The following is a 25,994-nucleotide window of genomic DNA, read 5'->3' as shown; positions in this document are numbered from 1 at the left end:
GATCTGACGGATGCAGCGTCCGCGGCCGCAAATTGGCGGACGAGGGCGCCGTCTTGATCCCGGGGCTATTCGGCAAAAAATGTCGCGGCGACAGCAATTGAGACGAGGCTCAGCATCGCCAGGCCTGCCCTGGCGACATGCGAAGCCTCCCAGACGTTGCGCAAATCTCTCCAGTCGCCGGCCTGCTTTCGAGAGAACATTGAAAAAAACGTCCCGGCTGATTTCGGCATGGCAACGTCTTGCACCCAGAAATTATTGACGGGATGCGTGACCAACCAATAGGTCGCATGCTCCGCGAGCAAGAAGACAAGCGCCGCCAAGGTCCACCAGAATCGGGCGCTTGGATAGGGCGTCAGGTAAAGCAGGACGGCGAGTGCAATGATGCCGCCGATCTCGGCGAACCCGCCGATCGTGAAGCCGGGATAGTAGATCGCCTGCACTGATCTGTAGGCGGCCGCGTTGAGGCGCAACTTGCCGGGCAATTCCAAAGCGTGCGCGAGCGAGAGCGCCATCGAGACGGCGACCAGAAGAAGGGCGGCGATCATCAATGCGCGCATGTTCCTGCTCCGACCATGCCAAGGTGCGCCCGTAGATAGGGTCGTTGGTGATCCGGCAAAGGCGATGACACCCGACGTCGGCGGCAAGCCGGTAGGGTCATTCCCCGATCTGGCTGGTAGACCGTTCGTGGAGCGTGGCGCCGGTCTGCGCGTCGACCGCGACCATGCTGACCTCGTAACCCCAGAGCTTGCGGATGTGGCGCAGCGTGGCGTCGCGGCTGCCGCCTTCCAGCACGATGCCGTCCTTGACCTTGTGCTGCAGGCGCAGATGCCGGTCGCCGAGCAGGTCCACATCCACCACCTGGATGTCGGGCCGGCTGGCGCCGATGTCGTAGCTGTGGGCGAGTGCGCCGCGGATGCTCTCGTAGCCGCGCTCATTGTGTATCGAGGCGACTTCGTAATGGGGGTCGTTGGCAGCATCGGCAAGCACAAAGAATCGCCATTTCCGTATCAGGGTAGGGCTCAGATATTGGCGGATGAAGGACTCGTCGCGATGGTTGGCCCAGGCGTCCAGCAAGGTCTGGCGCCAGTCGCCGTTGCCGGCGATGTCGGGGAACCAGTCGCGGTCCTCGGCCGTCGGCGCGGTCGAGATGCGCTGGATGTCCTGCATCATGTCGAGGCCCAGCGCGTAAGGGTTGATACCGGAAAAGCGCGGATCGTCGAACCCCGGCTGGAAGATCACATTTGAATGGTTGCGCAGGATCTCCAGCATGGCACCTTCGCCGATCAGGCCGCGGTCGAACAAAAGGTTCATCAGCGTGTAATGCACGAAGGTGGCGCAGCCCTCGTTCATCACCTGCGTTTGCCGCTGGGGATAGAAATACTGCGCGATGACGCGGACGATCCGGATGACCTCACGCTGCCATGGTTCCAGGATCAGGCTGTTCTTCTCCAGGAAATAGAGCAGGTTCTCCTCGGGCAGCTTGAGCGATTTCTTGCGCTCTGTCATGGTATCCGTCTCGCGGACCTTGGTGCCGTCCTTGGAAGGCGGCAGCGTGCGCCACAGATCGTTGTAGGAACGCTCCTCGTACTCCAGGCGCTCGCGAAGGCCCTCGCGCTGCTTTTCCGACGACAGCTTCGGCGGTCGGTGATATCTGAACACGCCCTGTTCCATCAGCGCATGTGCGGCATCGAGGATCTCTTCCACCGCATCGACGCCGTGCCGCTCTTCGCAGCGGGCAATATAGCCCTTGGCGAAGTCGAGATAGCTGAGGATGGCGCCGGCGTCCGTCCACTGCCGGAACAGATAATTGTTCTTGAAGAAATGGTTGTGGCCAAGTGCCGCGTGCGCCGTCACCAGAGCCTGCAGGGCCATGGTATTTTCTTCCATCAGATAGACGATGCAGGGATTGGAATTGATGACGAGTTCATAGGCCAGCCCCCGTCCGCCTTTGCGATAGAGCAGTTCCTGGTAGAGGTAGTGCTTGCCGAAGGACCAGTGCCGGTACATCAGCGGCATGCCGACCGAGGAATAGGCGTCGAGCATCTGTTCGGACGAGATGATCTCCATCTGCACCGGATAGATGTCGAGGTGGAGCTCTTCGGTGGCGATCGCCTCGATGGTCTCGTAGGCGCGCGACAGCGTCCTGAAATCCCAGTCGGAACCGGAAAATAGCAGCCCGGATCTGCTCGCCATCAGCCCCCTCTTTCGCCGCGCTTTTGATAACCCGGCTGTCTGGCGAAGAGCTGGCGGAAAACCGGGTAGATGTCGGCCGCCGTGGCGATGCGGCTCATCTGGAAATTTGACCATCTCAGCTTGACCGCACTGTAGGCACGCCATAGCGACGTGCCGTTGTCGGTAGCGCCGAAGATGTGGCTCTCGCGCTCGTCGAGGATCTCGACATAGGCGAAATACTGGCAGAGCCGCATGATCTGTTCGTCGAGCAGGGCGATGCAGCGCTCGGAATCGGTGACGAAATTGTCGCCGTCCGAAGCTTGGGCGACATAGATGTTCCATTCGCGGCTGGGATAGCGTTGCTCGACGATGCGGTGCATCTCCTCAAGCGCCGTGGAAACCACCGTGCCGCCGCTCTGGGTGTTGTAGAAGAAGGTTTCCTCGTCGACCTCCTGCGCCTCGTGCGTGTGGCGGATGAAGACCACCTCGGTCCGGTCATAGCGCCGTTTCAGGAACAGGTGCAGCAGCACGAAAAAGCGCTTGGCCAGATCCTTCTCGCGTTCGCCCATCGAACCGGACACGTCCATCAGGCAGAACATCACCGCATTGGCGTTCGGCACCGGCTGGGCGTCGAAGCGGTTGAAGCGGATATCGACCGGATCGACAAAGGCGATCCGCTTGCGGCGGCGCTCCAGCCGCTCAAGCTCTTCCTGCAGCGCCACGATGCGCTGGCGCAGCTCGGCGTTTTGCGGCTTCGCCTCCAGCGACGCGACCTCCTGCTCGATTGCGTCGAGTTCCTCCTGCTTGGGGCGCCTGAGCGCTATGCGGCGGCCATGGCTGTTGCGCATCGTGCGCCCGACATTGATGTTGGTCGGCGAGCCGGTCGCAGCAAAGCCGGCCCGGCGCGGCTTGAAGGCGAGGATCTCCTTGAGGTTGAGCTTGACCATGTCAGGCAGTTCGAGGTCTTCGAAAAAGAGATCGAGCACCTCTTCGCGCGACAGCACGAAACGGAAATCGTCCTCCGATTCGGTTCTCCCCGGGGCGGACCCCATGCCGCCGCCCTGGCCGGGCTTGGGCAGCCGGTCGCCTGGGGTGAAATGCTTGTTGCCGGGCAGGACGTGCTGGCGGCTGCCGCTGTTCCTGGCATCGTTGAAGCTCGGCTCGCCGGTACCCCGCGCCGGCATCGAAACGGCATGCTCGGCGTCCACGTCGGCGATCTTGCCGGCGCGGATCTGATCGCGGATGGTGCGCTTCAACTCTTCGCGCGCCCGCCGCAGGAAACGCTGCCGATTGCCGAGGCTTTTGTCCTTCGGGTTCAGTCGGCGATCGATGAAGATCGGCATATGTTACCCCGGGCTGGCTTCAACCCGCCTTGTTCACCCGCATGTACCAGTCCACCAGCCGGCGGACCTGGCGCTCGGTGTAGCCGCGCTGGATCATCCGCTGCACGAATTCGGTATGCCGCTTCTCCGTCACGCTGTCCTGCTTGGAGCCGAAGCTGATCACCGGCAGCAGGTCCTCGACCTGCCCGAACATCCGCTTCTCGATGACTTCGCGCAGCTTCTCGTAGCTTGTCCATGACGGGTTGCGGCCATGGTTTCTGGCCCGCGCGCGCAGCGTGAACTTCACCACTTCGTTGCGGAAGTCCTTGGGATTGGCGATGCCGGCCGGCTTTTCGACCTGCGACAGTTCGTTGTCCAAGACCTCGCGATTGAGGATCTGGCCGGTATCGGTATCCTTGTAGTCCTGATCCTCGATCCAGGCATCGGCGTAGGCGATATAGCGGTCGAACAGGTTCTGGCCGTATTCGCTGTAGGATTCCAGATAGGCCTTCTGGATCTCGTGGCCGATGAACTCGGCATAACGGGTGGCCAGCTCCGACTTGATGAAATCGAGATAGTCCGCCTCGGTCTCCTTCGGGAACTGCTCGCGCTTGATCGCCTCTTCCAGGATGTACATCAGATGCACCGGATCGGCGGCCACCTCTTCGGTGTCGTAATTGAAGGTCTGCGACAGGATCTTGAAGGCGAAGCGAGTGCTGACGCCGGTCATGCCTTCGTCGACGCCGGCCGCGTTTCGGTACTCCTGGACCGACTTCGCCTTGGGATCGGTTTCCTTAAGGTTCTCGCCGTCATAGACGCGCATCTTGGTGTAGAGAGGCGAATTGTCGTGTTCGGCCAGGCGGGTCGAGACGGTGAACCGGCTGAGGATATCGAGCACTTCCGGAGCGCAGGGGCTGTTAGCCAATTCGCTTTCGCGCAATAGCTTCTCGTAGATCTGCCGCTCTTCGGTGACGCGCAGGCAATACGGCACCTTGACCACCAGGATGCGGTCGAGGAACGCCTCGTTGTTCTTGTTGTTCTTGAACTGCAGCCATTCCGACTCGTTGGAATGGGCAACGATGATGCCCTGATAGGGGAAAGCGCCGAAATTCTCGGTGCCGTTGTAGCTGCCTTCCTGGGTCGCGGTCAGCAGCGGATGCAGCACCTTGATCGGCGCCTTGAACATCTCGACGAATTCGAGCAGCCCTTGCGTCGTCCGGTTCAGCCCGCCGCTATAGGAGTAGGCGTCCGGATCGGACTGGCTGAAGTTTTCCAGCTGCCTGATGTCGACCTTGCCGACCAGAGCCGACACGTCCTGGTTGTTTTCGTCGCCGGGCTCGGTCTTGGCGATGCCGATCTGGCGCAGCCGGGACGGCATCAGCTTGACGACACTGAATTTGGAGATGTCGCCGGACAATTCGTCGAGGCGCTTTGCCGCCCAGGGCGAGATCAGGCCGTTCAGCCGCCGCCGGGCGATGCCGTATTTGTCCTCCAAAAGGTCGCCCATGCGGTCTGGATCGAACAGCCCGAGCGGCGATTCGAAGACTGGGCTGACCTGGCCGCCGACCTTCAGCGTATAGATCGGACGCTGCTCCATCAGCCTTTTCAGCTGCTCCGCAAGCGAGGACTTGCCGCCGCCGACCGGGCCGAGGAGATAGAGGATCTGCTTGCGTTCCTCGAGCCCTTGCGAGGCATAGCGGAAATAACCGGCGATACGCTCGATCGTATCCTCCATGCCGTAAAAGTCGGCGAAGGTTGGATAGATCTTGATCGTCCGGTTCGAAAAAATACGGCCGAGCCGCTCGTCCTTGCTGGTATCGACAAAGGTCGGCTCGCCGATCGCCTCGACCATCCGTTCGGGTGCCGAGGCGTACATCGACTTGTCCTCGCGGCAGGCAAGCAGATATTGCTGGAGGCTTATCTCCTCCTGCGCCGCATTCTTGTAAACCTCGGAAAACAGATCGAAGACGTCGGATTGATTCTCACGCATGGTATTCCTAGCCCCGGAGCCGGTGTGGCTGCACGTTTGTCTCTTGAACAACCAAATGTCAGAAAGCGCTTGTGGTTCCCTTCACTTCGCAGAGAGTGCATGTGATCGAAGGATAAGAGTCTAGATAAGGACATCCTGAGTGCAGACAAGGCGTGCAACGTCCTGACCGAGGCATAAAATCCTGAAATGCACCACGCCCCGCTGACGACCCCCAACAAGACGGAGGAACGGTTCGGGTCCTTCCCGGTTGTGAGGGAAAGGAGACGGTCGATGTCTGGGAATAGTTTGTGGTTGCTCGTCGTTGCAGGCGGTCCACTGCTGCTGGGAATTCTGATCGCCTACGCCCTGCTCACGCAGCGCCGTCGCGGCCCGGCGGAGCGCAGGGAAAGCGAGCGCGCAACCGAGCGCCTGTATCGGAAAAGAAGGACTGACCGACAGGATCGCAGCTCAGCTGCCGGCAACCGCCAGCCCGGTCGCTTTTTCGGCCCGCAGCAGCATGCCGAACAGGTCGCGCGGCTCATCGGGATCGGCCAGAAGGTCTAGTTCCTCGTAAAGACCGGTCCGCTGAAGCTGATCGCGGACGTAGCGCAACGCGGAAAAATCCTCGATCGCAAAGCCGACGGAATCAAACAGCGTGATCTGTCTTGCATCCGTCCGGCCTGCTGCCTTTCCTGTCATCACCTGCCACAATTCGGTAACCGGATGATCCGCATCGAGCTGCTGGCTCTCGCCTTCGATGCGCGTCTGCGGCGGATATTCAACGAAAATGTCCGAGCGCAGCAGAATGTCGCGATGCAGCTCGGTCTTGCCCGGGCAGTCGCCGCCCACGGCGTTGATGTGCACGCCGGATCCGACCATGTTGTCGGTTAGGATTGTTGCCGACCGCTTGTCAGCGGTGACCGTGGTGATGATCTCTGCACCTTCAACGGCTTCCTGCGCCGACGCGCAGAGCTTGATGTCGAAACCCATGCCGGCAAGGTTCTTCATGCATTTCGCCGAGGCCGCCGGGTCGATATCGTAGAGCCGCAGCCTGTCGACGCCAAGCAGCGCCTTGAAGGCAATCGCCTGGAATTCCGATTGCGCGCCATTGCCGATGATCGCCATGCACCTGGCGGCCTCGGGAGCGAGGTATTTCGCCGCGACGGCCGAGCTTGCGGCGGTTCTGAGCGCGGTCAGGATGGTCATTTCCGAAAGCAGCATCGGATAGCCGTTGCCGACATCGGCAAGCACGCCGAAAGCGGTCACGGTCTGGCGGCCGTCACGCGTGTTCTTCGGATGCCCGTTGACGTATTTGAACCCGTAAAGCTGCCCGTCGCTGGTCGGCATCAGCTCGATGACGCCGTCAACGCTGTGCGAGGCGACCCGCGGCGTCTTGTTGAACAGCTCCCAGCGCCTGAAATCCTCTTCGATATAGGCGGCAAGCTCGAGCAGGAAGCGCTCGATGCCGATGGCAAGCACCAGCTTCATCATGCGGTCGACGCTGACGAACGGGACGATGTTCAAATTGACGGTCATGGCTCAGAACCCCCTCGTCGGGCGATCCATGATCCGCCGGCCCATCAGGCTTGCGGTCAGGTCGACCAAAAGCGTGGCGGTGCGGCCGCGCTCGTCGAGAAAAGGATTGAGCTCGACCAGGTCGAGACTGGTGACGAGGCCGCTGTCATGCAGCATTTCCATCGCCAGATGTGCCTCGCGGAAGGTGGCGCCGCCTGGAACGGTGGTGCCGACCGCCGGGGCGATCGACGGGTCGAGAAAATCGACGTCGAGGCTGACGTGCAGCATCCCGTTGGCGGCGCTCACCCGTTCGAGAAAGGCGCGAAGCAGTTGCGCAATGCCGTGCTCGTCGATCGAACGCATGTCATGGACCGTCACGCCGGCTCTGCGCAACGCTTCCCGTTCCGCCAGGTCCACGCTGCGGATCCCCAGCGCGCATATGCGAGCCGGATCCACCTGCGCTGCAAGGCGGGGGAAATAGCCCTCGAAGCCGGGCTGCCCGCTGGCGTAGGCCAGCGGCACACCATGCAAATTGCCGCTGGTGGTCGTGTCGAGCGTATGAAAATCGGGGTGGGCGTCGAGCCACAGCACGAAGAGCGGCCGGCCGGCATTCGCCGCCCGGCGGGCAATGCCGGCGAGCGTGCCGGCCGAAATGCTGTGGTCGCCGCCGAGAAAGATCGGCATCGCGTCGGCGCTCGCGGCATAGGCCGTTTCGCTGATTGCCGCCGTCCAGGCGGCAATTTCCGGCAGCGCCTTCACCGCCGCGTTGCCATGTGCGACAGGACGCATGTCGGCAGGGACGATGGTTCCGAGGTCGGTCAGCGTATGGCCGAGTTCGGTCAATGCGCCGGCCAGGCCGGCCGTGCGCAGCGCACTCGGCCCCATCTCGCAGCCCATGCGGCCTGAGCCGGCCTGGATCGGCGCCCCAACGATCGTGCAATGCATGCTCATACCCCACCAATTACGATGCCTTTATTGAAGCCGGCATCGCTGGCAGAATGAACATGTCAAATTGGCAAATTTGTCGAAGTGCCTTACCATAGTGGCATCATCTACTTCCGTTGTGAGCAATCATGGACCAGCTCGACGAGCAGATCATCACCTCTTTGCGGCACGACGCCCGGCGCAGCATTTCCGATCTTGCCATCAGCCTGGGTGTCTCCCGGGCAACGGTAAGGTCGCGGATCGAGCGGCTTGAAAGAGACGGCGTCATCGTCGGCTACACCGTCATTCTGCGCGCCGACGCGGTCGATCAGCGCGTGCGTGGTATCATGATGATCGAGATCGAAGGCCACGCCGCCGATCGCGTCATCCGGGCGCTGGGCGGCTTCTCCGAGGTCTCGACCATTCACACCACCAACGGCCGCTGGGATCTGGTGATAGAACTCGGAACCCAGACCCTGAGCGAGTTCGACGCGGTGCTGAGACGTATCCGCCTGATCCCCGGAATTACCGGCAGCGAAACAAGCCTGCTCCTGGCAACACCACGCACCACCAAGGCGCGGCTGTGATTTTCGCCCTTGGCCTGTAGCGGCAACGAAGTCCTAAGCCACGGAACCTTCAATTGCCGCCGCGGTTAGAGCAATTCCAGGAAAAGTGTGGAACGCCATTGGCGGATGTTCCCGGCCGGCGGCGTGTTTCGGCCCGACCTGACATGGCTAGAATGACGATCGGCCGGCCTCCCCGACCGGCCCTCGGATCGCCTGGGTGACGACGGTATAACGCGTGATTTGACCCTCCTCGGGGTCCTCCCCGTGGAAATGGATTGCTGCGTTCAGCGGCAGCCGCCCAATGCTGCCGAACTGCTTGACGGCGGAGACATGCACGATCTGCATGTCGGGGTCGCGCTTCATGGCGTCCATTGCTGCCAGCTCGGCGCTGCTGCTGCCACCGATCCGCCAGCTGGCTTCCAGCACACCCGATCGCCAGATGCCCGAGGAATCGACACCTTGGCCGATGTCGTAGTTGCGTCGCGAGGCGAAGAATCCGGGATAACCATCCATCGCTGCGTCATAGGTTCTCGCCTGCGCCACGGCCAAACCCAGCGCCGGAGATAGTCCCAGCCCATCCAGCGCCTCCCATCCGCCGCGCACGACAACCAGATCGGATCCGCCGTAAACGGGCTGTCCGTCGTTGTCGGTCGTCGTCCGCTGGGTGCCGTAATAGCTGACCGACAATTCGTCGATCGTGGTTCTGCCAACGCTCAGCGTAACGATGTCGCGAAGCTGCGTTTCGAGAACAAGGCCGTATTCGCTGAGGTCAGAAGATGGATATTGGTCCAGCAGCCTTTCGACATCGCCGACCGTCGCGGCGGTGTGCTGGTCGCGGCCCCGCGAAGCGCGCGGTGGCTTGAACCGGACCAGCCCGAGCTCCAGCAGACGTTGCGCTGCGCGCAGCGCGTCATGGCGTGAAAATGCAGTGTAGCCGGGCAGTACGGCCGCGGCGACGGTGTTGCCGAAACCGGCGGGCCATTCTTTTGGCCGTGCCGCCGACCCGTCCACCAGCTCGTGCGTTATGGCCTTGGTGGTTGCGAGCCGCCAGGGCACCACGCCGCCGAAGAGATCGTCGGGCCCGTTGATGCCCAGTTGGGCCGCATCGGCAGCAAGCAGGCTGTCGTCCGGCACGAAATACCGCCCGCCGCTGTCACCGCCGCCGTCACGCAGGCCCTGGCGGAAGGAAAATCCCTTCAACGCTGCAATCGTGCGCGCGACGGCAGCGACGGTTTCCCGTTCGTGGGCGTAGATGGTCTCGCCGCCCGGCGCGGAGAATGCGACCACAACACCTTTCGCCCCGCTTGGTTGCTTACCGCTTAGCCCGGTCATGTCGCGCCTTCGTCCATTGCCGAGCCCATTGCCGTTATTCCGCGGCAATGCGTCCGAACCGAAAAACCCGTTTACGCGGCGAATGTTCCGGCCAACGGCCGGCTGCAGGTTTGACCGGGTGACGGCCGCGCCGCACGTCCTGGGAGAGGCCGAGCTCGTTGGCACATTCGAGCGGGCTTGAGACCGGAGCTCGCTGTCGCATGAACTGCGGCCAACGGCCGAATTAATATTAAAGCGCGTCGTGTTCGATCGGCCTCACGCGAGGCGCTTTTTGCGCGACATGCATCAGCGGTTCATGTTCATGATCGCGTCCATCGGCATCAAATTGTGGTCGAGATTGGCCATGATCCAGATCGAGCCGCCGATCACCAGGACTACGATCAGCACGCCGAAGGCAAGTGCCAGGGCGTTGTTGGTGTTGTCCGGCCCCGTCGTGATGTGCAGGAAGAAGACGAGATGCACGCCCATCTGGGCGATCGCCAGCACGACCAGCGCCACCGGAATGCCGGGTGCCCATATCAGGTTCGTTCCGGGCAACCATAATGAGGCGATGGTCAGCAGCGTTGCCAGCCCGAGGCCGATCACATAGCCGCGTAGCCCGGATCCGACCTCGGCGTCGCCGAGGTATTCGTCACCCGGCGCGGTATCGATGTCGTAGCGCTCCAGGCCATCGGTGTCGCGCCGTTGCGCGTGGCGATCATCCGCATTGCTCATCGACTTGCTCCCAGGAGATAGACCACCGTGAACAGGGCGACCCAGATGATGTCGAGGGCGTGCCAGAACAAGCTGAAGCACATGAAACGCCGAAGAATATCGTCGCGGAATCCCTTGGCGAAGATCTGCGCCATCATCGTGAGCAGCCACAGCAGCCCCGCCGTGACGTGAAGGCCATGGCATCCAACCAGCGTGAAGAACGCCGACAGGAAAGCACTGCGCGTCGGTCCGGCACCGCCGGCAACCATATGCGCGAACTCGCGCAGCTCGAGCAGGATGAAGGTGGCGCCGAGCACGAAGGTGACAGCCATCGCGACATAGAACCAGGAGCTTCGCCGTGCTGTCACGGCGAGGCTGGCGAGACCGCAGGTAAAGCTCGACAAAAGCAAAGCGGACGTCTCGATCGCGACGTTGCGCAGGTCGAACAGCTCGGCTCCGCTTGGTCCGCCCGCCGTCTTGCCCGCCAGCACGGCATAGGCCGCGAAGAAGGCGGAGAACATCACGATGTCGCTCAGCAGGAAGATCCAGAAGCCGTAGCCGACGACGATCCGGATCGGTGCCGGGCCGCCGTCGCCATGGCCGGGTGCATGGCCGTGCCCGCGATGGCCGAGGCGGTAGGGATCACGCTCTCGAACGTCGATCGCGGTCATGGCCTTGGCCCCGTGTAGGTGGCCAGCGCCTCGCGGCGGGCACTTCGATTGGCGCGGTCGATCCGGGCGACTTCGGCGGCGGGAATGACGTATTCGGGGATGTCGCGCCACGCGAATACGACGAAGGTGGCGAAAGCGCCGAGCGCGCCGAGCGCCACCATCCACCAGATGTGCCAGATGAGGGCGAAGCCCATCACGGTCGCAAAGAAGGCGCAGATGAACCCGGTGGGACTGTTGCGCGGCATCTCGATCGGCTCGTATTCAGGCTCGTCGCGCAGCCGGTTTTGCTCGCGTGCCCGCTGCTTGATGCTCCAGTAGGGCTCTTCGCCCTCGACATGCGGAAGCGCGGCGAAGTTGAAGACCGGCGGCGGCGAGGGCGTGGCCCATTCCAGCGAGCGACCGTCCCAGGGATCTCCGGTGGCGTCGCGAAGTGCCGCGCGCTGCCGGATGCTGACGACGAGCTGTACGATCTGCGCGACCACGCCGGCGGTGGTGATTAACATGCCGGCGCCGGCAACCAGCACCCAGGGATGCCAGGCCGGAACGTCGAAATGCTGCATGCGGCGGGTCATGCCGAGCAGGCCGACGGCGTAGAGCGGCACGAAGGTGGCGTAGAACCCGGTCAGCGTCAGCCAGAAGGCCAGCTTGCCCCAGCCCTCGTGCAGCCGGAAGCCGAATGCCTTGGGAAACCAGTAGGTATATCCCGCGAAGGCCCCGAACAGCACACCGCCGATGATGACGTTGTGGAAATGCGCCACCAGGAACAGGCTGTTGTGGAGCAGGAAATCGGCCGGCGGCACGGCCAGCAACACGCCCGTCATGCCGCCGATGACGAACGTCACCATGAAGCCCAGCGACCACAGCATCGGCGTCGCGAAGCGGATGCGGCCGCCATACATGGTGAACATCCAGTTGTAGATCTTCACGCCGGTACCGACAGCGATGATGCTGGTGGCGATGCCGAACGCGGCGTTGACGTCGGCGCCGGCGCCCATGGTGAAGAAGTGGTGCAGCCACACCATGAAGGAGACGATGCAGATGAAGAGCGTCGCGGCCACCATCGAGCGGTAGCCGAACAGCGGCTTGCTGGAGAAGGTGGAGATGACTTCCGAGAAGATGCCGAACGCCGGCAGGACGAGGATGTAGACCTCGGGATGGCCCCAGGCCCAGATCAGGTTCACGAACATAAGCATGTTGCCGCCGGCTTCGTTGGTGAAGAAATGAAAGCCGAAATAGCGGTCGAGCGTCAGCATCGCGAGCGTGGCGGTGAGGATCGGGAAGGCGGCGACGATGAGCAGGCTGGCGGCGAGTGAGGTCCAGCAGAACATCGACATCGTGAGGTAATTCATGCCGGGCGCCCGCATCTTCAGGATCGTGGTGACGAAATTGATGCCGGTGAGCAGCGTTCCGACGCCCGCTATCTGCACGGCCCACAGATAATAATCGACGCCGACGCCCGGCGAGTAGGCGGTCTCGCTGAGCGGCGGATAGGGCAGCCATCCGGTACGCGCGAATTCGCCGATTACCAGCGAGATGTTGACCAGCAGCGCACCGGTGGCGGTGAGCCAGAAACTCACCGAGTTGAGCGTTGGAAAGGCAACGTCGCGGACGCCGAGCTGCAGCGGCACGACCAGGTTCATTAGGCCGATGACGAACGGCATCGCCCCGAAAAAGATCATGATGGTGCCGTGGGCGGAAAAGACCTGGTTGAAGTGGTCGGGCGGAAGATAGCCGGGTGCCTGGAAGGCGAGGGCCTGCTGCGATCGCATCATGACGGCGTCGCTGAAGCCGCGCAGCAGCATCAGCAGCGCCAGCAGCGTGTACATCACGCCAATCCGCTTGTGATCGACGCTGGTGATCCATTCGCGCCACAGATAGGGGAAATGGCCGGCCAGGAAGACCCAGGCCAGCACGCCGAGGATTGCCAGGGCGACGACCGCCGAGGCGATCATCGGCAGAGGCTGATCGAACGGAATGACGTCCCAGCTCAATTTTCCGAGCATTGTCAGCCTCCTGTCGTGGGCGATACGCCCGGCTCGGGGCGACTGGCCTGGGGACCGGGCGCGGGCGGAACGCCCTGCGTCGCGATTTCATGGAAAAGGTCCGGCTCGACCGAGCGATAGGTCGAAGGCGGCACGTCCAGGCTCTGTCTGGCCAGTTCCTGGTAGCTGGCCTTGTCGAGTGCCTGCCCCTGGTTTCGCGCGGAATTGACGAATGCATCGAAGGCGTCCGCCGCGACGGCATGCAGCACGAATTGCATGCCTGGAAAACCGTCGCCGCTGAAATGGGCCGACCGCCCATAGAATTCGCCCGGCTGATCCGCCTGCAGGTGAAGCTGTGTCGTCATGCCGTTCATCGTGTAGATCATGCCGCCGAGCTGAGGCACGAAGAACGCGTTCATGACGCTTGCCGAGGTGAGCGAGAAATGCACCGGCCTGCCCGCCGGCACCACAAGCTGGTTGATGCTCGCGACATTCTGCTCGGGGTAGATGAACAGCCATTTCCAGTCGAGCGAGACAACCTGCACCTCAAGCGGCTTTTGCTGGGAATCCAGCGGCTTCATGGGATCGAGGTCATGCGACCCGATCCAGATAATGCCGCTCAAAAACAGGATGACGAGGATGGGGATCGACCAGACCACCAGTTCGATGCGTCCGGAATAGGCCCATTCCGGCAAATACTGCGCTCTTGTGTTGGTCTCACGGAACCACCAGGCAAAACCGAGCGTCGCCACGATCGTCGGGATGACGATGGCCAGCATGATGGCAACCGAATTGAGCAGGATCGTGCGTTGCGCGGCGCCGACCGGCCCTTGCGGGTCGAGCACGCCGCCCTGGCAGCCGGCAAGCAGCCCGGCAACAAGCATCGTCGCGCCGACGCGGCCAGGACGGATGGCGGCACAGTTTCGAACGATCGCCCTCAGCAACATGAGATCTCGCCGTTTTCTGAAAACCGATTGGAACGTTGCAGGCAGCGTGGCTGCCAACCCCGAATGTGCGCGTCGGTGTGCTCCTGGCGACAGTTTCTTCACGCACGGGGTTCCGGCTGGCAGAACCGCATGCGGCGGATGTCATCGTTAAGCGGTCGACCTGTCGAGAACCCCTCCAAATCCTAAAAACCAGCGGCAAATCCCGAGCAACCAGAGCCAAATCCTAAGAAACCAGAAACAGTACCCAGATCGAAGTTATCGCCAGAAACGTGGCGAATGCCAAGGCGGTAAACCGGTTCATGGCCGCGCCCATAGTTGGTCCATTTGGCCTGCTCCCTGCGACGTGGCTGCTGATTTCAGTGATGCTGCTCCAGATGACCGGCGCCAACCGAACGAATGTTCCTCGCGAAAGTTCCCAAAAAACCGGATCCATCGCAGCCTTTGGTTGTAGGGCCGGGCGGCAACGCGATGCGCACCAGGGACGGTTGGGCGGCTTCCTGCCAAACGGAAGTGGGGTCGGGCTTTGCGTATGTAAAAACTACTTGTCTAGGTGAAAATAGTTGCTACTAATCGGCTGGGCCGGCGCATGGCCGGCTCTGGGAGGAATTTCGGCATGACAAGGCTGCGCGGCCTCGCGTGGGATCACCGACGCTGCTGGGGTCCGCTCGACGCCAGCATCGGGCCGTATTGTGCCGCAAATCCCGGTCTTGAGATCGAATGGGACCGCCGCAGCCTCTACGAGTTCGGCGAGGGCGCGCTTGGTCCGGTGCTCGACGCCTATGATCTCGTCGTGTTCGACCATCCGTTCATCGGCGATATTGCCGAAGGCGGGCTGATGGTGCCGTTTGATTTGTCGGCTGAGCAGCGCCGCGGTTTCGAACAGGATTCAGTTGGCGCATCCTGGCAATCCTACGCAAGGGACGGGCGCCAATGGGCGTTGCCGATCGATGCTGCCTGCCAGGTTGCCTCGTATCGCCCCGATCTCCTGGAGCGCTACGGGCCGCTGCCGCGCAGCCATGACGAGGTGCTGGAGCTCGGCCGGCGCGCCTTGAAGGACGGCAAATGGCTTGGACTGCCATTGGTGCCGACCGACGCCATGTGCCTGCTTTTGACGCTGGGTGAGCCCCGCGAGGACGGCGACGAGTTCATTGCCAGGGACAAAATCGAGCAGGCCGTCGGACAATTGCGCCAGCTTGCCGCGCTGTCGCACCCGAACTCGCCGAAATGGAACCCGATCCGCTGCTACGATCATATGATCGCGCATGACGACGTGGTCTACGTGCCGTTCGCCTTCGGCTATGTGAATTATGCCTCCAAGGCAGACAGGCCGTATCTGCGTTTTGCCGACGTGCCGACGCCGCGATCCGCCGGCGCCTTGCTCGGCGGCGCCGGCATCGGCGTCAGCGCCCAATCGAAACACAAGCAGGCAGCCATCGACTACGCGCTGTTTCTGTGCTCGCCCGGCTATCAGCGCGGCGACTATGTGAAATTCGGCGGACAGCCGGGATCGCTGGCGGCGTGGCAGGATGCCGAGGTCAACGCTCTCTCGGGCGGCTTCTTCGCCTCGACGCTGGCGACGATCGAAGCCTCCTATCTGCGCCCGACCCACCCGGGCTTCATCAGCTTCTTCCGCCAATGCGCCCCTCATGCCGCGGCGGCCATCGCCGGCGAATTGCCGGCGGCGGAGCTCGCGGACCGGCTGAATCGGCTCTATCGCGAGACCAGGCAGCCGCAACGGAGCGTCGCGTAATGGCCACCGATATTGCCCAGGTCGTCGACGAAGGCGAAAGCGGCCGCAACGGCTACCGCGTGCCGGCGGTGGAGAAGGCGCTCGACATCCTGGAATTCATGGCTGCCAGCGGCGAGCTGCTGACCCAGACCGAGATCGCCACCGGAATGGGGCGCTCCATTCACGAGATCTACCGCATCCTGCTGCTGCTGGAGAAGCGCGGCTACATTTTCCGAACCCAATCGGACCGCTTCCGCCTGTCGTTGAAGCTGTTCGAACTGGCGCATATGCATCCGCCGGTGAACCGCCTGGTCGAATGCGCGCTGCCGGTGATGCGCGGCCTCGCCGCCAATGCCGACCAGAGCTGCCATCTGGTCGTGCGCGAAGGCGAGAGCGCACTGGTCGTGCTGCAGATCGATTCGCCTTTGCCGATGCGTTATTCGGTTGCCCTTGGCTCGCATTTCCCGATCCTCGAAACGAGCTCCGGCGCGGTGCTGCTGGCGCATTCGAGCCGCGCCGAGCGCGACCGCATCGTCGAGCGGATCGTCGCTGCAGGCGAAGGCCAGGGCAGCCGGGCGGAAATCGAAGCGCGGCTGAACGAAGTCGCAAGGCTCGGCTATGAAATGCGCGCCTCGCTGGCCGTCGAGGGCTGCACCAACATCTCGATGCCGGTGCGCGACCACACCGGCGCCGTCATTGCCGCGCTCACCGTCCCCTTCCTGCCGCAAAAGGCCGCGCGCTTCGATCGCAAGACCGTCTTCGAACGGACGAAGGTGGCGGCCGAGACGATATCGGCGGCGCTGGGCGCGGGCGAAGCTGCCGCCTCTTCACGTGCCGACCCGGAACGGCGGGACTATCCGTTCAGCAACTGACAAGAAATACAGGGAGAAGAACATGAACTGGTCCAAATCGATGCTGTTTGCCTCGGCGGCGGTGCTGGCTCTGAGCGCCGCCGCGGCACACGCCGAAAACATGCCGAAGCGCATCGGCTACGTCACCAACTATGCCACGCATGAGTGGTATCAGAACGTCATCAAGGGCATGCAGTCCCGCGCCAAGGAGCTCGGTATCGAGCTCGAGGTGCAGGACGCCAATCTCGACGTTGCCAAGGAGGTCTCGGCGGCCGAAGATTTCATGGCCAAGGGCGTCGACGTCCTGATCATCACGCCCGTCAACGAGGAAGGCGTCGTGCCGCTGCTGCGCCAGGCGAAATCCAACAACGTTCCGGTCGTGCTCGAAGGCAATCCGGTCAAGGGCATGACCACCATGGTCGCGATCTGCGACTACGACACCGGCTACACCGCCGGCGTCGAAGCCGGCAAATACACCAAGGAAAAGCTCGAAGGCAAAGCCAAGGTGATGAATGTCGGCCTGCCGCTGCTGTCAGCCACCGTGCTGCGGTCGCAGGGTTTCATGGACGGCCTGAAGACCATAATCCCCGACGCGGTCATGGTCCACGATCTCGACGGCGGCGGCAATCCCGATCGCGCGCTCGAAGTCTCTTCGGCGGCTCTTGCCAAGAACGCCGACATCAACATCATCTACGGCATCAACGATTCCTCGTCGCTCGGCGGCCTTCAGGCCTGGAAAGCGGCCGGCAAGTCGCAGGACGGCCTGTTGACGGTCGGCACCGGCGGCGAAGGCCTCGCTTTCATCAATGCCATGCAGAACGAGCCGTCCTACCGCATCGAAGCCGCGATGTTCCCGGAAAAGGAAGGCTACACCGCCATCGATGCAGCGGTTAAGCTCTTCAACGGCGAAGAGGTGCCGGAACACATCGTCAGCCCGACCGCGCCGATGAACGGCGACGACTGGAAGAAGTTCTACGACTACGATGGCACCACACGCAAAATCAAATGGGATGCCGTCAATGCGCTTCAGCCACCGGAAAAATGCATGAAAACTTCCGCCGATCTGAAGAAGTAAGGATTCCAGCCAGCCCTTCCCGCACGGCGGGAAGGGCATTGGATCGGATGCCGACGGCAAAACAGGTCAACCGTCCTGTTTTGACCCGGCAGGTTTCCGAACGGCGACGGCACCGATACGGGCCCGGAAATGAAATGGACATGAGCGAGCTTACGCAATCCTCCGCGCCGCGTTTCATCGGCGGCCAGCTGCTGGGCAGCAGCCAGCTGGTGCTCGGCGTGATCCTGGCTGTGCTCTGCATCGCCATTTCGATTGCGGCGCCGCAATTCTATTCCGAGGCCAACATCATCGCCATCCTGCGCCAATGCGCGCTGGTGCTGATTGTTGCCTCCGGCATGACGATGCTGATCATCGCCGCCGAAGTCGACCTGTCGGTCGGTGCATCGCTGGCGTTTGTCGGCTGCATCGGCATGGCCGTGCTCAATTCGACGCACAGCCTGACGCTCGGCCTGCTGGCGGCGCTCGCCTTTTCCGGTGCCGTCGGCCTTTTCAACGGCCTCGTCGTCACCAGGCTCAAGGTGAACTCGCTGATCGCCACCATCGGCACCATGATGATGCTGCAGGGCGGCGTCTATCTGTTCACCCGCGAGGCGGTGCAGAACCACCACCGGCTTGCAAGCTTCACCGATCTCGGCGCCGGCTATATCGGCGCGATCCCGCTGCCCGTGGTCCTTGCAGCGGTGATTTTCGCGCTGGCCGCGGCGACGCTGCGCTTCACCACGCTCGGCCGCTATCTCTATGCTGTCGGCGCCAACGAGCGCGCGGTTCGCCTTTCCGGCGTGCGCTCGCAACGCTTGAAGCTGTTCGCCTTCGTCGTCACCGGCCTGTGCGTCGGCGTCGCCGGCATGATCCTGTCGTCGCTGATGAATGCCGGCCAGCCGACCGCCGGCCGCGGCTTCGAGCTGACGGTGATTGCCGCGGTCATCCTCGGCGGCACCAGCCTGCTTGGCGGCCGCGGCTCGCTGCTCGGTACGTTGCTTGGAGTGCTGGTGTTGAAGGTCATCGACAACGGCATCATCATCCTCGGCTGGAACCAGGATCTGCAGATGGTGGTGCCGGGCATCGTCATCATCCTGGCGACCTATCTCGACATCGTGCGGAACAGAGCCAATGTCGGTTGATTTCCTTCACCCCGCCGAAACCGTGGCTGTCGACAAAAGCGTGCCGGCGCTGGAGATGCGCGGCATCGGCAAGCGCTTTCCCGGCGTGGTGGCGCTGGACAATGTCGACCTCACCCTGGAACCCGGCAAGATCCATGCCCTGATGGGCGAGAACGGCGCCGGCAAGTCGACGCTGATCAAGATCATGGCCGGGGTCTATGGCAAGGATGCCGGCACCATCCGCCTGCGCGGCCGCGAGGCCGACATCAAGTCGCCGCGCGACAGCCTGAAAGAGGGCATCAAGGTGGTGTTCCAGGAGATCGCGCTGATCGCCGAATTCAGCGTCGCCGAGAACATCTTCCTCGAAGGCTATCCGACCGGCAAAGGCGGCTCGATCGACTGGAAGAAGATCCGTGCCGACGCGGCCGCTCTGTTCAAGCGTATCGGCTTCAACGTCGACCCGGCGGCGCGCACGGGATCGCTGCCGGTCAGCCAGCAGCAGATGGTCGAGATCGCCCGCGCACTCGCCCACGAAGCACGCGTCGTGGTGATGGACGAGCCGACCTCCTCGCTGACGCCGAACGAGGTCTCGCTGCTGTTCACCGTCATTCGCCGGCTGGCCGCGCTCGGCATCGCCGTGCTCTATGTCAGCCACAAGCTCGACGAGGTCTTCGAGATCGCCGACACGGTGACAGTGCTGCGCGATGGCCGCCACGTCTCGACCAGGCCGATCGGCGAGCACACCAACGACACGCTGATCCAGGACATGATCGGCCGGCGCATCGAAAACCTGTTCCCGCGCAAGCGCGGTGCGCCGGGCAGCAAGGTCGCGCTTTCCGTTGAAGGGCTCAGCACCGCCAAGAAGCTGAAGGATGTGTCGTTCGAGGCGCATGCCGGCGAGGTCCTCGGCTTTTTCGGCCTGATGGGGGCCGGCCGGACCGAACTCGCCAAGGCTATCGTCGGCTACGACCCGATCACTTCCGGCGCCATTTCGGTCGATGGCAGCCGATTGCTGCCGCACGACACGCACACCGGCGTCCGGCTCGGAATCGGCCTGCTCACCGAGGACCGCAAGAGCGAAGGGCTGATGGGCGAGCTGCCGGTCTACCAGAACGCCAGCCTCGCCTCGCTCGGCGCCTTCGCCAGAATGGGCTTCGTCGACAAGGCCAGGGAACGCAAGGCGGTGCAGGACTATGTCGACCGTTTCCGCATCCGGACGCCCAGCCTGTTCCAGCAGGTCAAGAACCTGTCCGGCGGCAACCAGCAGAAGGTGCTGATCTCGCGCTGGCTGATGCGAGGTCTCAAGGTGATCGTCGTCGACGAGCCCACCCGCGGCATCGACGTCGGCGCCAAATCGGAGATTTTCGCGCTCATCGACAGGCTCGCCGGCGAAGGCCTGGCGGTCGTCATGATGACGTCCGAAATGCCTGAGCTGCTGGGCCTTGCCGACCGTATCGCGGTGATGTGCGAAGGCCGCCTCACCGCGATCATGCCTCGCGACGAGGCCACGCAGGAGAACATCCTCAATGCGGCGATCGGCTAAGACGATGACGCTTCGCAAAGGGAGCAAGCGATGAGCCTGGCAAGCACCGACACCATGAAAGCTGGGCCGTCCATGCTGGCGCGGCTCGTCGCGCGGCAGGAATTGGCATTGCTCCTCTGCCTCATCCTGGTGATCGCGTTCTTTTCCTTCACCGCGGAGAACTTCTTCTCGGTGCGCAACATCACCAATGTGCTCGGTCAGGCTTCGCTGGCGCTGACCGCCGGTATCGGCTGCGCCATCGTTTTCATCTCCGGCGAGGTCGACATCTCGATCGGCTCACTGCTGGCGACGATCGCGCTGCCGCTTATCATCATCATGAACGACACCAACTCGCTTGTGCTCGGCATCAGTGGCGCGCTGCTGTTCGGACTGATCATCGGCGTCGTGAATGGCTATCTAACGGCCTATGCCGGCATCAACTCGCTGATCGTGACCCTGGGCACGATGTTCATCATGCGCGGCGGTGTCTACCTCTACACCGGCCAGCGCGCCATCCCCGACGATGCAGCGCTCGACAGCTTCATCGCGCTGTCGGACGGCCGCCTGTTCAATGTCGTTCCCTATTCGGCGGTCATCGCCATCGTCCTGCTCGCCGTCTTCGCCTACATGATGCAGCACCGGCCGTTCGGACGGCAGATCTATGCCGTCGGCGGCAATCCGGAAGTGGCACGGCTGGCGGGTTACGACGTGCGCCGCGTCAAGTTCATCTGTTTCATCATCAGCGCGCTGCTGGCAACGGTAGCCGGAATCATCCTGGCCGCCCGCGTCGGCTCGGCGCAGCATACGGCCGGGCTGAATTTCGAGTTCCAGGTCGTCGCCGCCACCGTGCTCGGCGGCGTGAGCCTTGCCGGCGGCATCGGCAGCCTGACCGGCATGGCGCTCGGCGTGCTGATCCTGCAGTTCCTGTCCAACGGGCTGCGCGGTCTCGGCCTGCCGACCGAGTGGCAACTGGTCATCACCGGCATGATCATCATTGCCGCCGTCGCCTTCGACGAAGCAAAGCGCCGGCGCGCCATTGGAGGCTGACATGGATCGTCTCAAAGGGAAAACCGCAATCGTCACCGGCGCCGCCGACGGTATCGGCCATGCGATCAGCGAGGCGATGGCAAGGGAAGGCGCGCACGTCTTCCTCGGCGACATCGCCGACGAGAAGGGTGAAAACTTCGCAGCCGAGCTGCGCGCCGCCGGCCACCGCGCCGACTACATCCATTGCGACGTGGCGGAGGAGGCCGACATCGCCGCCCTGATAGACGGCGCGGTCGCCAAGACCGGCCATCTCGACATTCTCGTCAACAATGCCGCCATCGCCATCGGCGGCATGCCGGTTCACGAAATGACCGACGAGCAGTGGCACCGGCTGATCGCGGTCAACCTCACCAGCGTCTTCCGCGGCTGCAAATATGCGCTGCCGCATATGATCGCGCAGAAATCGGGCTCGATCATCAACATGGCCTCGGCACAAGGGCATATCGGGCTCGACGGCTGGACCGCCTATGCCGGCGCCAAGGGTGCGGTGATGGCGATGACGCGCCAGATGGCGGTCGAGTTCGGCCCGCTCAACATCCGCGTCAACTCGATCTCGCCCGGCACCATCAACACGCCGATGAACGACAAATTGGTCAAGCAGATCGGCGGCAATCTCGCCAAGGCCTGGGTGAAGATGCATCCGCTCGGCCGCATCGGCAAACCGTCCGAAGTGGCCGAAGCCGCCGTCTATCTCGCCTCCGACGCCGCCGGTTTCACCACCGGCACCGACCTGCGCGTCGACGGCGGCCTCACCGCAGCACCCCGCTACGTACCCGACCTGCTTTGACAACCAACGAGACAAAAATGAACAAGGCCCTCGAAGGCGTCCGCATTCTCGATTTCAGCCATCTGCTGCAAGGGCCGTTCGCCACACAGCTGCTCGGCGACATGGGTGCCGACATCATCAAGATCGAGCGTGCCGGCGCCGGCGACATGTTCCGCGGCATGACCTTCTTCGCCAAATGGGTCGGCGGCTCCGAGAGCCCGAATTTCCTCGCATGGAACCGCAACAAGCGCTCCATCGCGCTCAATCTGAAAAGCCGCAAGGTGCATGCCATCATCATGGATATGGCCAAGAAGGCGGATGTGGTGGTGCAGAATTTCCGCCCTGGCGTGCTCGCCAGGCTCGGCTATGGCTACGAGGATTTCAGGGCGGTCAATCCCGCCATTATCTATTGCTCGGGCTCTGGCTATGGCGAGGAAGGCCCCTATGTCGAGCGCCCCGGCCAGGACATGCTGATCCAGGGACTGTCCGGGCTGATTTCCAACACCGGCCGCGGCGACCAGGCGCCTGTTCCGGCCGGCGCCGGCCTGGCCGACCAGATCGGCGCCATGAACATGGTCTATGGCATCCTGTCGGCGCTCTACTATCGCGAGAAGACCGGCAAGGGCCAGAAGATCGAGGTCAATCTGCTGGCCGGCATGCTGGCGCATCTCAATCAGGAATATGTCGCCGTGCTTAATCTCGGCGAGGATTTCGTGCGCCCGAATTCCGGCATCGGCCACCCCGGCATGCAGGCGCCGTTCGGTATCTACGAAGCGAAGGACGGCGGCTATGTGTCGATCGCCATGAGCCCGTTCAAGACGCTGTATGAAGTGCTGGAGGCGCCGCAGCTCGCTGTCTACGACGATCTGAAGACGCTGTTCGACAAGCGCGACGAGGTGTTCGACAAGGTCAACGCCGAAACCAGGAAGTTTGCCACGCAGGACCTGCTGGCGCGGCTGCTGGCAGCCGACATCTGGTGTGCCGAGGTGAAGGACATCCGCCGCGCAGCCGAGGACCCGCAGGTCAAGCACCTGGGCATGATCACCAGCTACGATCATCCGCGCGGCGGCAAGGTCAGGGTGGTCGCACCGGCGGTCAAGATGAGCGAGACGCCGGCCACCATAGAGCGGCCGGCGCCGCTGGTCGGCCAGCATGGCCGCGAGATACTGGCCGAGTTCGGCCTCTCCAGCGGCGAGATTGCAGCACTTGAGGCGTCCGGCGACATGACCGTGGATGCTGCCTGACGATGAGCGTTAACCAGACACTCAGCTTGGAAATATCCGGGCGCGTCGCAGTCGTCACCTTCCGGCGCGCCGATCAGCTCAACGCCATGAACCGGCTGATGCAAAGCGAGATCACCGAGGTTTTCGAGGCGCTGTCGCAGGATGACGGCATCGGCGCGATCGTGGTGACCGGCGAGGGGCGCGGCTTCATGGCCGGCGCCGACATCAAGGAATACGCCGCCCAGACAGCTGCCGAGTTCGACGCCTTCCAGATGGCGGGCACGCGCATGTATGCGGCGGTCGAGAACAACCGCAAGCCGGTCATCGCCGCGGTCAACGGCTTTGCGCTCGGCGGCGGCATGGAGCTGGTGCTGTGCTGCGACATCGTCATCGCCAACCAGTTCGCGAAGCTCGGCCTGCCCGAAATCAAGCTCGGGCTGGTCCCCGGCGGCGGCGGCACCCAGCGCAGCGTCCAGAAGCTCGGCGGCAACCGCGCCAATTTTTTGCTGATGACCGGCGCCATCGTGCCGGCTTCCGAGTTCGTCGGCGCCGGTCTGGTCAACGAGATCGTCGATGCCGAAAGGCTGATGCCGCGGGCGCTGGAACTCGCCGAGATGATTGCCGCCGAACCGGCCGCAGCGATCGAGGGGCTGAAAGCACTGACAGCGCATGCCGTGTCGGGCGATCTGGCCGGCGGCCTTGCCATCGAGCGCGATGTCCTGGGTGGCCTCTACCGCAGCGAGATCGGCCAGCGTCGCGTCAAGGAATTTGCTGAAAAGAGCGCGGCACGGGCCAAGGCTGCAAAATGACGTCCCTGGTCAAGCAAAACCGGCCACGCTTCACCGATGTCGAGGGCTTGGCCGCGATGGTCGGCGGCGGCGATGTCTTCGGTGTCGGTGGTCATCATTTTGCCCGGCTGCCGATCGCCTTGTTGCGGGCCATCGCCCGCTCGGGCGTCAGGGACCTTCGCTATGTCTGCTGGGCCGGCGGCCTGCCGCTCGAACTGCTTCTCGAAGCGAATGCCGTGGCGGAGGTCGATATCTGCTTTTCCAGCCTCGATATTTTTGGCTTGCCGCCGCGCTTCCGCGCGGCTGCCGAGACCAATGCCGTGCCGATCCGCGACTGGACGGCGCTGGCCATGATCCAGGCGTTGCGGGCGGCGCAGCAGAACCTGCCGTCGATGCCGTTTCAGCTTCCGCAGGGTTCGGACATGCTGGCGCGCGTGCCCGGCGCGATCGCCGTGTCCGATCCGATCGCGGGAATCACGACCGGGATCATCCCGGCCTTGCGGCTCGATACGTTCGTCGTCCATGCCCAGCGAGCCGATGAGAGCGGCAATGTCCAGATCATCGGACCACGAGCGCTGGATTTCGCCATGGCCGGCGCGGCGCGCCAGGTGCTGGTCACGGTCGAGGAAATCGTCCCGGTCGGAGCGCTGCGGCATGATGGCCGGCAGAGCATTTTGACCCGCAACCAGGTGTCGGCGATCGCGCTGGCGCCAGGCGGCGCCTATCCCGCCTCTTGCCTGCCATTCTATGTGACGGATTATCAAGCGTTGGCGGGGGCGTTCGCGGCCAAGGAAATACCCTTGTCGGACAGCCTGAGCATGCCTGCGGAAGACGTGCCGGAGCGGGTTCAAGACGCTGCGAAAGTCCGCGCTGAAACAGTCCTCGCGATGCCTGCGCTCGTGCACGGCGAAAAGAAGGCGTCCATCGACGAGATCGTCGTCGCCCGCATCGCCGCTGAGCTCGACAATGAGAGCTTTGCCAGTGCCGGTGCAGTGTCGCCGCTCGCCAATGTCGCCTACCGGCTGGCCAAAGCGACGCTTGCGCCGGACATGATCATCGCTACCATGAGTTGCGGCCATCTCGACATAGCGCCGAGCCCGATGATCCTGTCGCTGATCGAAAGCCTCGATTGCGAGACGGCGGTGGCGCATGCCGGCGGCGATGACACCTATTCGACCCACTACCAGGCCGGCGCGGTGACGCATGAGATCGTCGGTGCCGCGCAGGTCGATCGAGGCGGGCGCGTCAACACCATTGCGCTGCGCAAGCGCGACGGCAGCCTTATCCGGCTGCCCGGGCAAGGCGGCATGGCCGATGTCGCCAACATGCATCGCGATTATCTGCTCTACGTCCCCCGCCATTCGGTGCAGTCGCTGGTCGAGACGGTCGAGATCGCCAGCTCGGCGCGCGGACTGTTGACTGAGGCCGAACGCGAGCCGATGGGCTATCGGACCGGCGCGGCACTGGTGTTCACCGACCTTTGCGTGTTTCGGCTCGACCGGGAGAGCCGGCAATTGGCCGTCGTCGAGACCATGCCGGGCGTGACGCGCGAGCAGGTCCAGGATGCCACCGGCTTTGCCCTGACATTCGATGTCGATTGCCGCGAAGTTGCGCTACCCTCGAACGAGACGCTCGACATCCTGCGAAACCGCATCGACCCGCTCGGCCTGCGGCGCCTCGAATTCGTCAGCGCCAAGGAGCGCCGCGCGCTGATCGCCGAGATCCTGGCGGCCGACCGGCTGATGGTCGAGCGCTGCATTGCCGCACAGCGGTCGCATACTGCACCGGATTGAAGAGGGG

Annotated in this window: 22 protein-coding genes; 11 read left to right on the top strand and 11 right to left on the bottom strand. The window is 63.1% G+C overall.

Going from position 1 to position 25,994, the window contains the following annotated elements; all coding sequences use genetic code 11:
- Positions 1-65: 65 nt before the first annotated feature.
- The 6 genes from NKJ46_RS07885 to rocF all read right to left on the bottom strand — a co-directional run bounded on the left by NKJ46_RS07885 (position 66) and on the right by rocF (position 7,923).
- The gene (locus NKJ46_RS07885) at positions 66-557 is read right to left on the bottom strand and encodes a DUF1772 domain-containing protein (protein ID WP_352663789.1); all 492 of its coding nucleotides are present in this window, start codon (positions 555-557) and stop codon (positions 66-68) included.
- 97 nt (positions 558-654) lie between these two features.
- A complete protein-coding gene (locus NKJ46_RS07880; RefSeq protein WP_352663787.1) occupies positions 655-2,193 on the bottom strand; it encodes a SpoVR family protein in 1,539 nt (512 codons plus the stop codon).
- A complete protein-coding gene (locus NKJ46_RS07875) occupies positions 2,193-3,515 on the bottom strand; it encodes a YeaH/YhbH family protein (RefSeq protein ID WP_352663785.1) in 1,323 nt (440 codons plus the stop codon). The genes NKJ46_RS07880 and NKJ46_RS07875 overlap by 1 nt, the downstream gene beginning before the upstream one ends.
- A 19-nt stretch (positions 3,516-3,534) precedes the next feature.
- On the bottom strand, positions 3,535-5,484 hold the full coding sequence (locus tag NKJ46_RS07870) for a PrkA family serine protein kinase (protein WP_352449545.1): 1,950 nt from the start codon (positions 5,482-5,484) through the stop codon (positions 3,535-3,537).
- A gap of 447 nt (positions 5,485-5,931) precedes the next feature.
- Positions 5,932-6,999 carry an ornithine cyclodeaminase gene (ocd, locus tag NKJ46_RS07865; protein WP_352663783.1) on the bottom strand — a complete coding sequence of 356 codons (1,068 nt, stop codon included), beginning with the start codon at positions 6,997-6,999 and terminating at the stop codon, positions 5,932-5,934.
- Between the two features lie 3 nt (positions 7,000-7,002).
- Entirely contained in the window at positions 7,003-7,923 is a 921-nt protein-coding gene (gene rocF / locus NKJ46_RS07860) for an arginase (RefSeq protein WP_352663781.1), read from the bottom strand.
- Between the two features lie 128 nt (positions 7,924-8,051).
- Here rocF and NKJ46_RS07855 point away from each other — a divergent pair, with 128 nt between their 5' ends.
- A complete protein-coding gene (locus NKJ46_RS07855; protein WP_292655471.1) occupies positions 8,052-8,489 on the top strand; it encodes an Lrp/AsnC family transcriptional regulator in 438 nt (145 codons plus the stop codon).
- Positions 8,490-8,636: 147 nt separating this feature from the next.
- On the opposite strand, the gene NKJ46_RS07850 is transcribed toward NKJ46_RS07855, so the two are convergent.
- From NKJ46_RS07850 to cyoA, 5 genes are all read right to left on the bottom strand, one after another.
- Positions 8,637-9,800 (bottom strand): DUF3182 family protein, encoded by a 1,164-nt coding sequence (locus tag NKJ46_RS07850; protein ID WP_352663779.1) that lies wholly within the window; start codon positions 9,798-9,800, stop codon positions 8,637-8,639.
- Positions 9,801-10,085: 285 nt separating this feature from the next.
- Positions 10,086-10,514 (bottom strand): cytochrome o ubiquinol oxidase subunit IV, encoded by a 429-nt coding sequence (gene cyoD / locus NKJ46_RS07845; protein WP_352663777.1) that lies wholly within the window; start codon positions 10,512-10,514, stop codon positions 10,086-10,088.
- Positions 10,511-11,164, bottom strand: coding sequence for a cytochrome o ubiquinol oxidase subunit III (cyoC, locus tag NKJ46_RS07840; RefSeq protein ID WP_352663775.1), 654 nt, complete (start codon positions 11,162-11,164; stop codon positions 10,511-10,513). The genes cyoD and cyoC overlap by 4 nt, the downstream gene beginning before the upstream one ends.
- Positions 11,161-13,167 (bottom strand): cytochrome o ubiquinol oxidase subunit I, encoded by a 2,007-nt coding sequence (gene cyoB / locus NKJ46_RS07835; protein ID WP_352663773.1) that lies wholly within the window; start codon positions 13,165-13,167, stop codon positions 11,161-11,163. Before cyoB ends, cyoC begins: the two co-directional genes overlap by 4 nt.
- Before the next feature lie 2 nt (positions 13,168-13,169).
- Positions 13,170-14,093: a ubiquinol oxidase subunit II gene (gene cyoA / locus NKJ46_RS07830; protein WP_352663771.1), complete on the bottom strand. Its 924-nt coding sequence runs from the start codon at positions 14,091-14,093 to the stop codon at positions 13,170-13,172.
- Positions 14,094-14,706: 613 nt separating this feature from the next.
- Between cyoA and NKJ46_RS07825 the strand changes: the two genes are divergently transcribed.
- The 10 genes from NKJ46_RS07825 (at position 14,707) to NKJ46_RS07780 (ending at position 25,987) form a co-directional block, all read left to right on the top strand.
- Positions 14,707-15,843, top strand: coding sequence for an ABC transporter substrate-binding protein (locus NKJ46_RS07825; protein ID WP_352663769.1), 1,137 nt, complete (start codon positions 14,707-14,709; stop codon positions 15,841-15,843).
- Complete coding sequence (locus NKJ46_RS07820; RefSeq protein ID WP_352663767.1) at positions 15,843-16,694, top strand: IclR family transcriptional regulator; 852 nt, start codon at positions 15,843-15,845, stop codon at positions 16,692-16,694. Before NKJ46_RS07825 ends, NKJ46_RS07820 begins: the two co-directional genes overlap by 1 nt.
- A gap of 22 nt (positions 16,695-16,716) precedes the next feature.
- Complete coding sequence (locus NKJ46_RS07815) at positions 16,717-17,748, top strand: sugar ABC transporter substrate-binding protein (protein ID WP_352663765.1); 1,032 nt, start codon at positions 16,717-16,719, stop codon at positions 17,746-17,748.
- 140 nt (positions 17,749-17,888) lie between these two features.
- On the top strand, positions 17,889-18,869 hold the full coding sequence (locus tag NKJ46_RS07810) for an ABC transporter permease (RefSeq protein ID WP_352663763.1): 981 nt from the start codon (positions 17,889-17,891) through the stop codon (positions 18,867-18,869).
- Positions 18,859-20,391, top strand: coding sequence for a sugar ABC transporter ATP-binding protein (locus NKJ46_RS07805; RefSeq protein ID WP_352663761.1), 1,533 nt, complete (start codon positions 18,859-18,861; stop codon positions 20,389-20,391). The genes NKJ46_RS07810 and NKJ46_RS07805 overlap by 11 nt, the downstream gene beginning before the upstream one ends.
- Before the next feature lie 30 nt (positions 20,392-20,421).
- Positions 20,422-21,417 (top strand): ABC transporter permease, encoded by a 996-nt coding sequence (locus NKJ46_RS07800; RefSeq protein WP_352663759.1) that lies wholly within the window; start codon positions 20,422-20,424, stop codon positions 21,415-21,417.
- Between the two features lies 1 nt (position 21,418).
- Positions 21,419-22,204: an SDR family NAD(P)-dependent oxidoreductase gene (locus NKJ46_RS07795; protein ID WP_352663757.1), complete on the top strand. Its 786-nt coding sequence runs from the start codon at positions 21,419-21,421 to the stop codon at positions 22,202-22,204.
- A 17-nt stretch (positions 22,205-22,221) separates the two neighbouring features.
- The gene (locus NKJ46_RS07790; RefSeq protein ID WP_352517176.1) at positions 22,222-23,427 is read left to right on the top strand and encodes a CaiB/BaiF CoA transferase family protein; all 1,206 of its coding nucleotides are present in this window, start codon (positions 22,222-22,224) and stop codon (positions 23,425-23,427) included.
- A gap of 2 nt (positions 23,428-23,429) precedes the next feature.
- Positions 23,430-24,215, top strand: coding sequence for an enoyl-CoA hydratase/isomerase family protein (locus NKJ46_RS07785; protein ID WP_352663755.1), 786 nt, complete (start codon positions 23,430-23,432; stop codon positions 24,213-24,215).
- Positions 24,212-25,987 carry a CoA-transferase gene (locus NKJ46_RS07780; RefSeq protein ID WP_352663753.1) on the top strand — a complete coding sequence of 592 codons (1,776 nt, stop codon included), beginning with the start codon at positions 24,212-24,214 and terminating at the stop codon, positions 25,985-25,987. Before NKJ46_RS07785 ends, NKJ46_RS07780 begins: the two co-directional genes overlap by 4 nt.
- Positions 25,988-25,994 lie beyond the last annotated feature (7 nt).

Source organism: Mesorhizobium sp. M0166 (genome assembly GCF_040322255.1).
Classification (GTDB): domain Bacteria; phylum Pseudomonadota; class Alphaproteobacteria; order Rhizobiales; family Rhizobiaceae; genus Mesorhizobium.
This window is presented reverse-complemented; position numbering and strand designations above follow the sequence as displayed.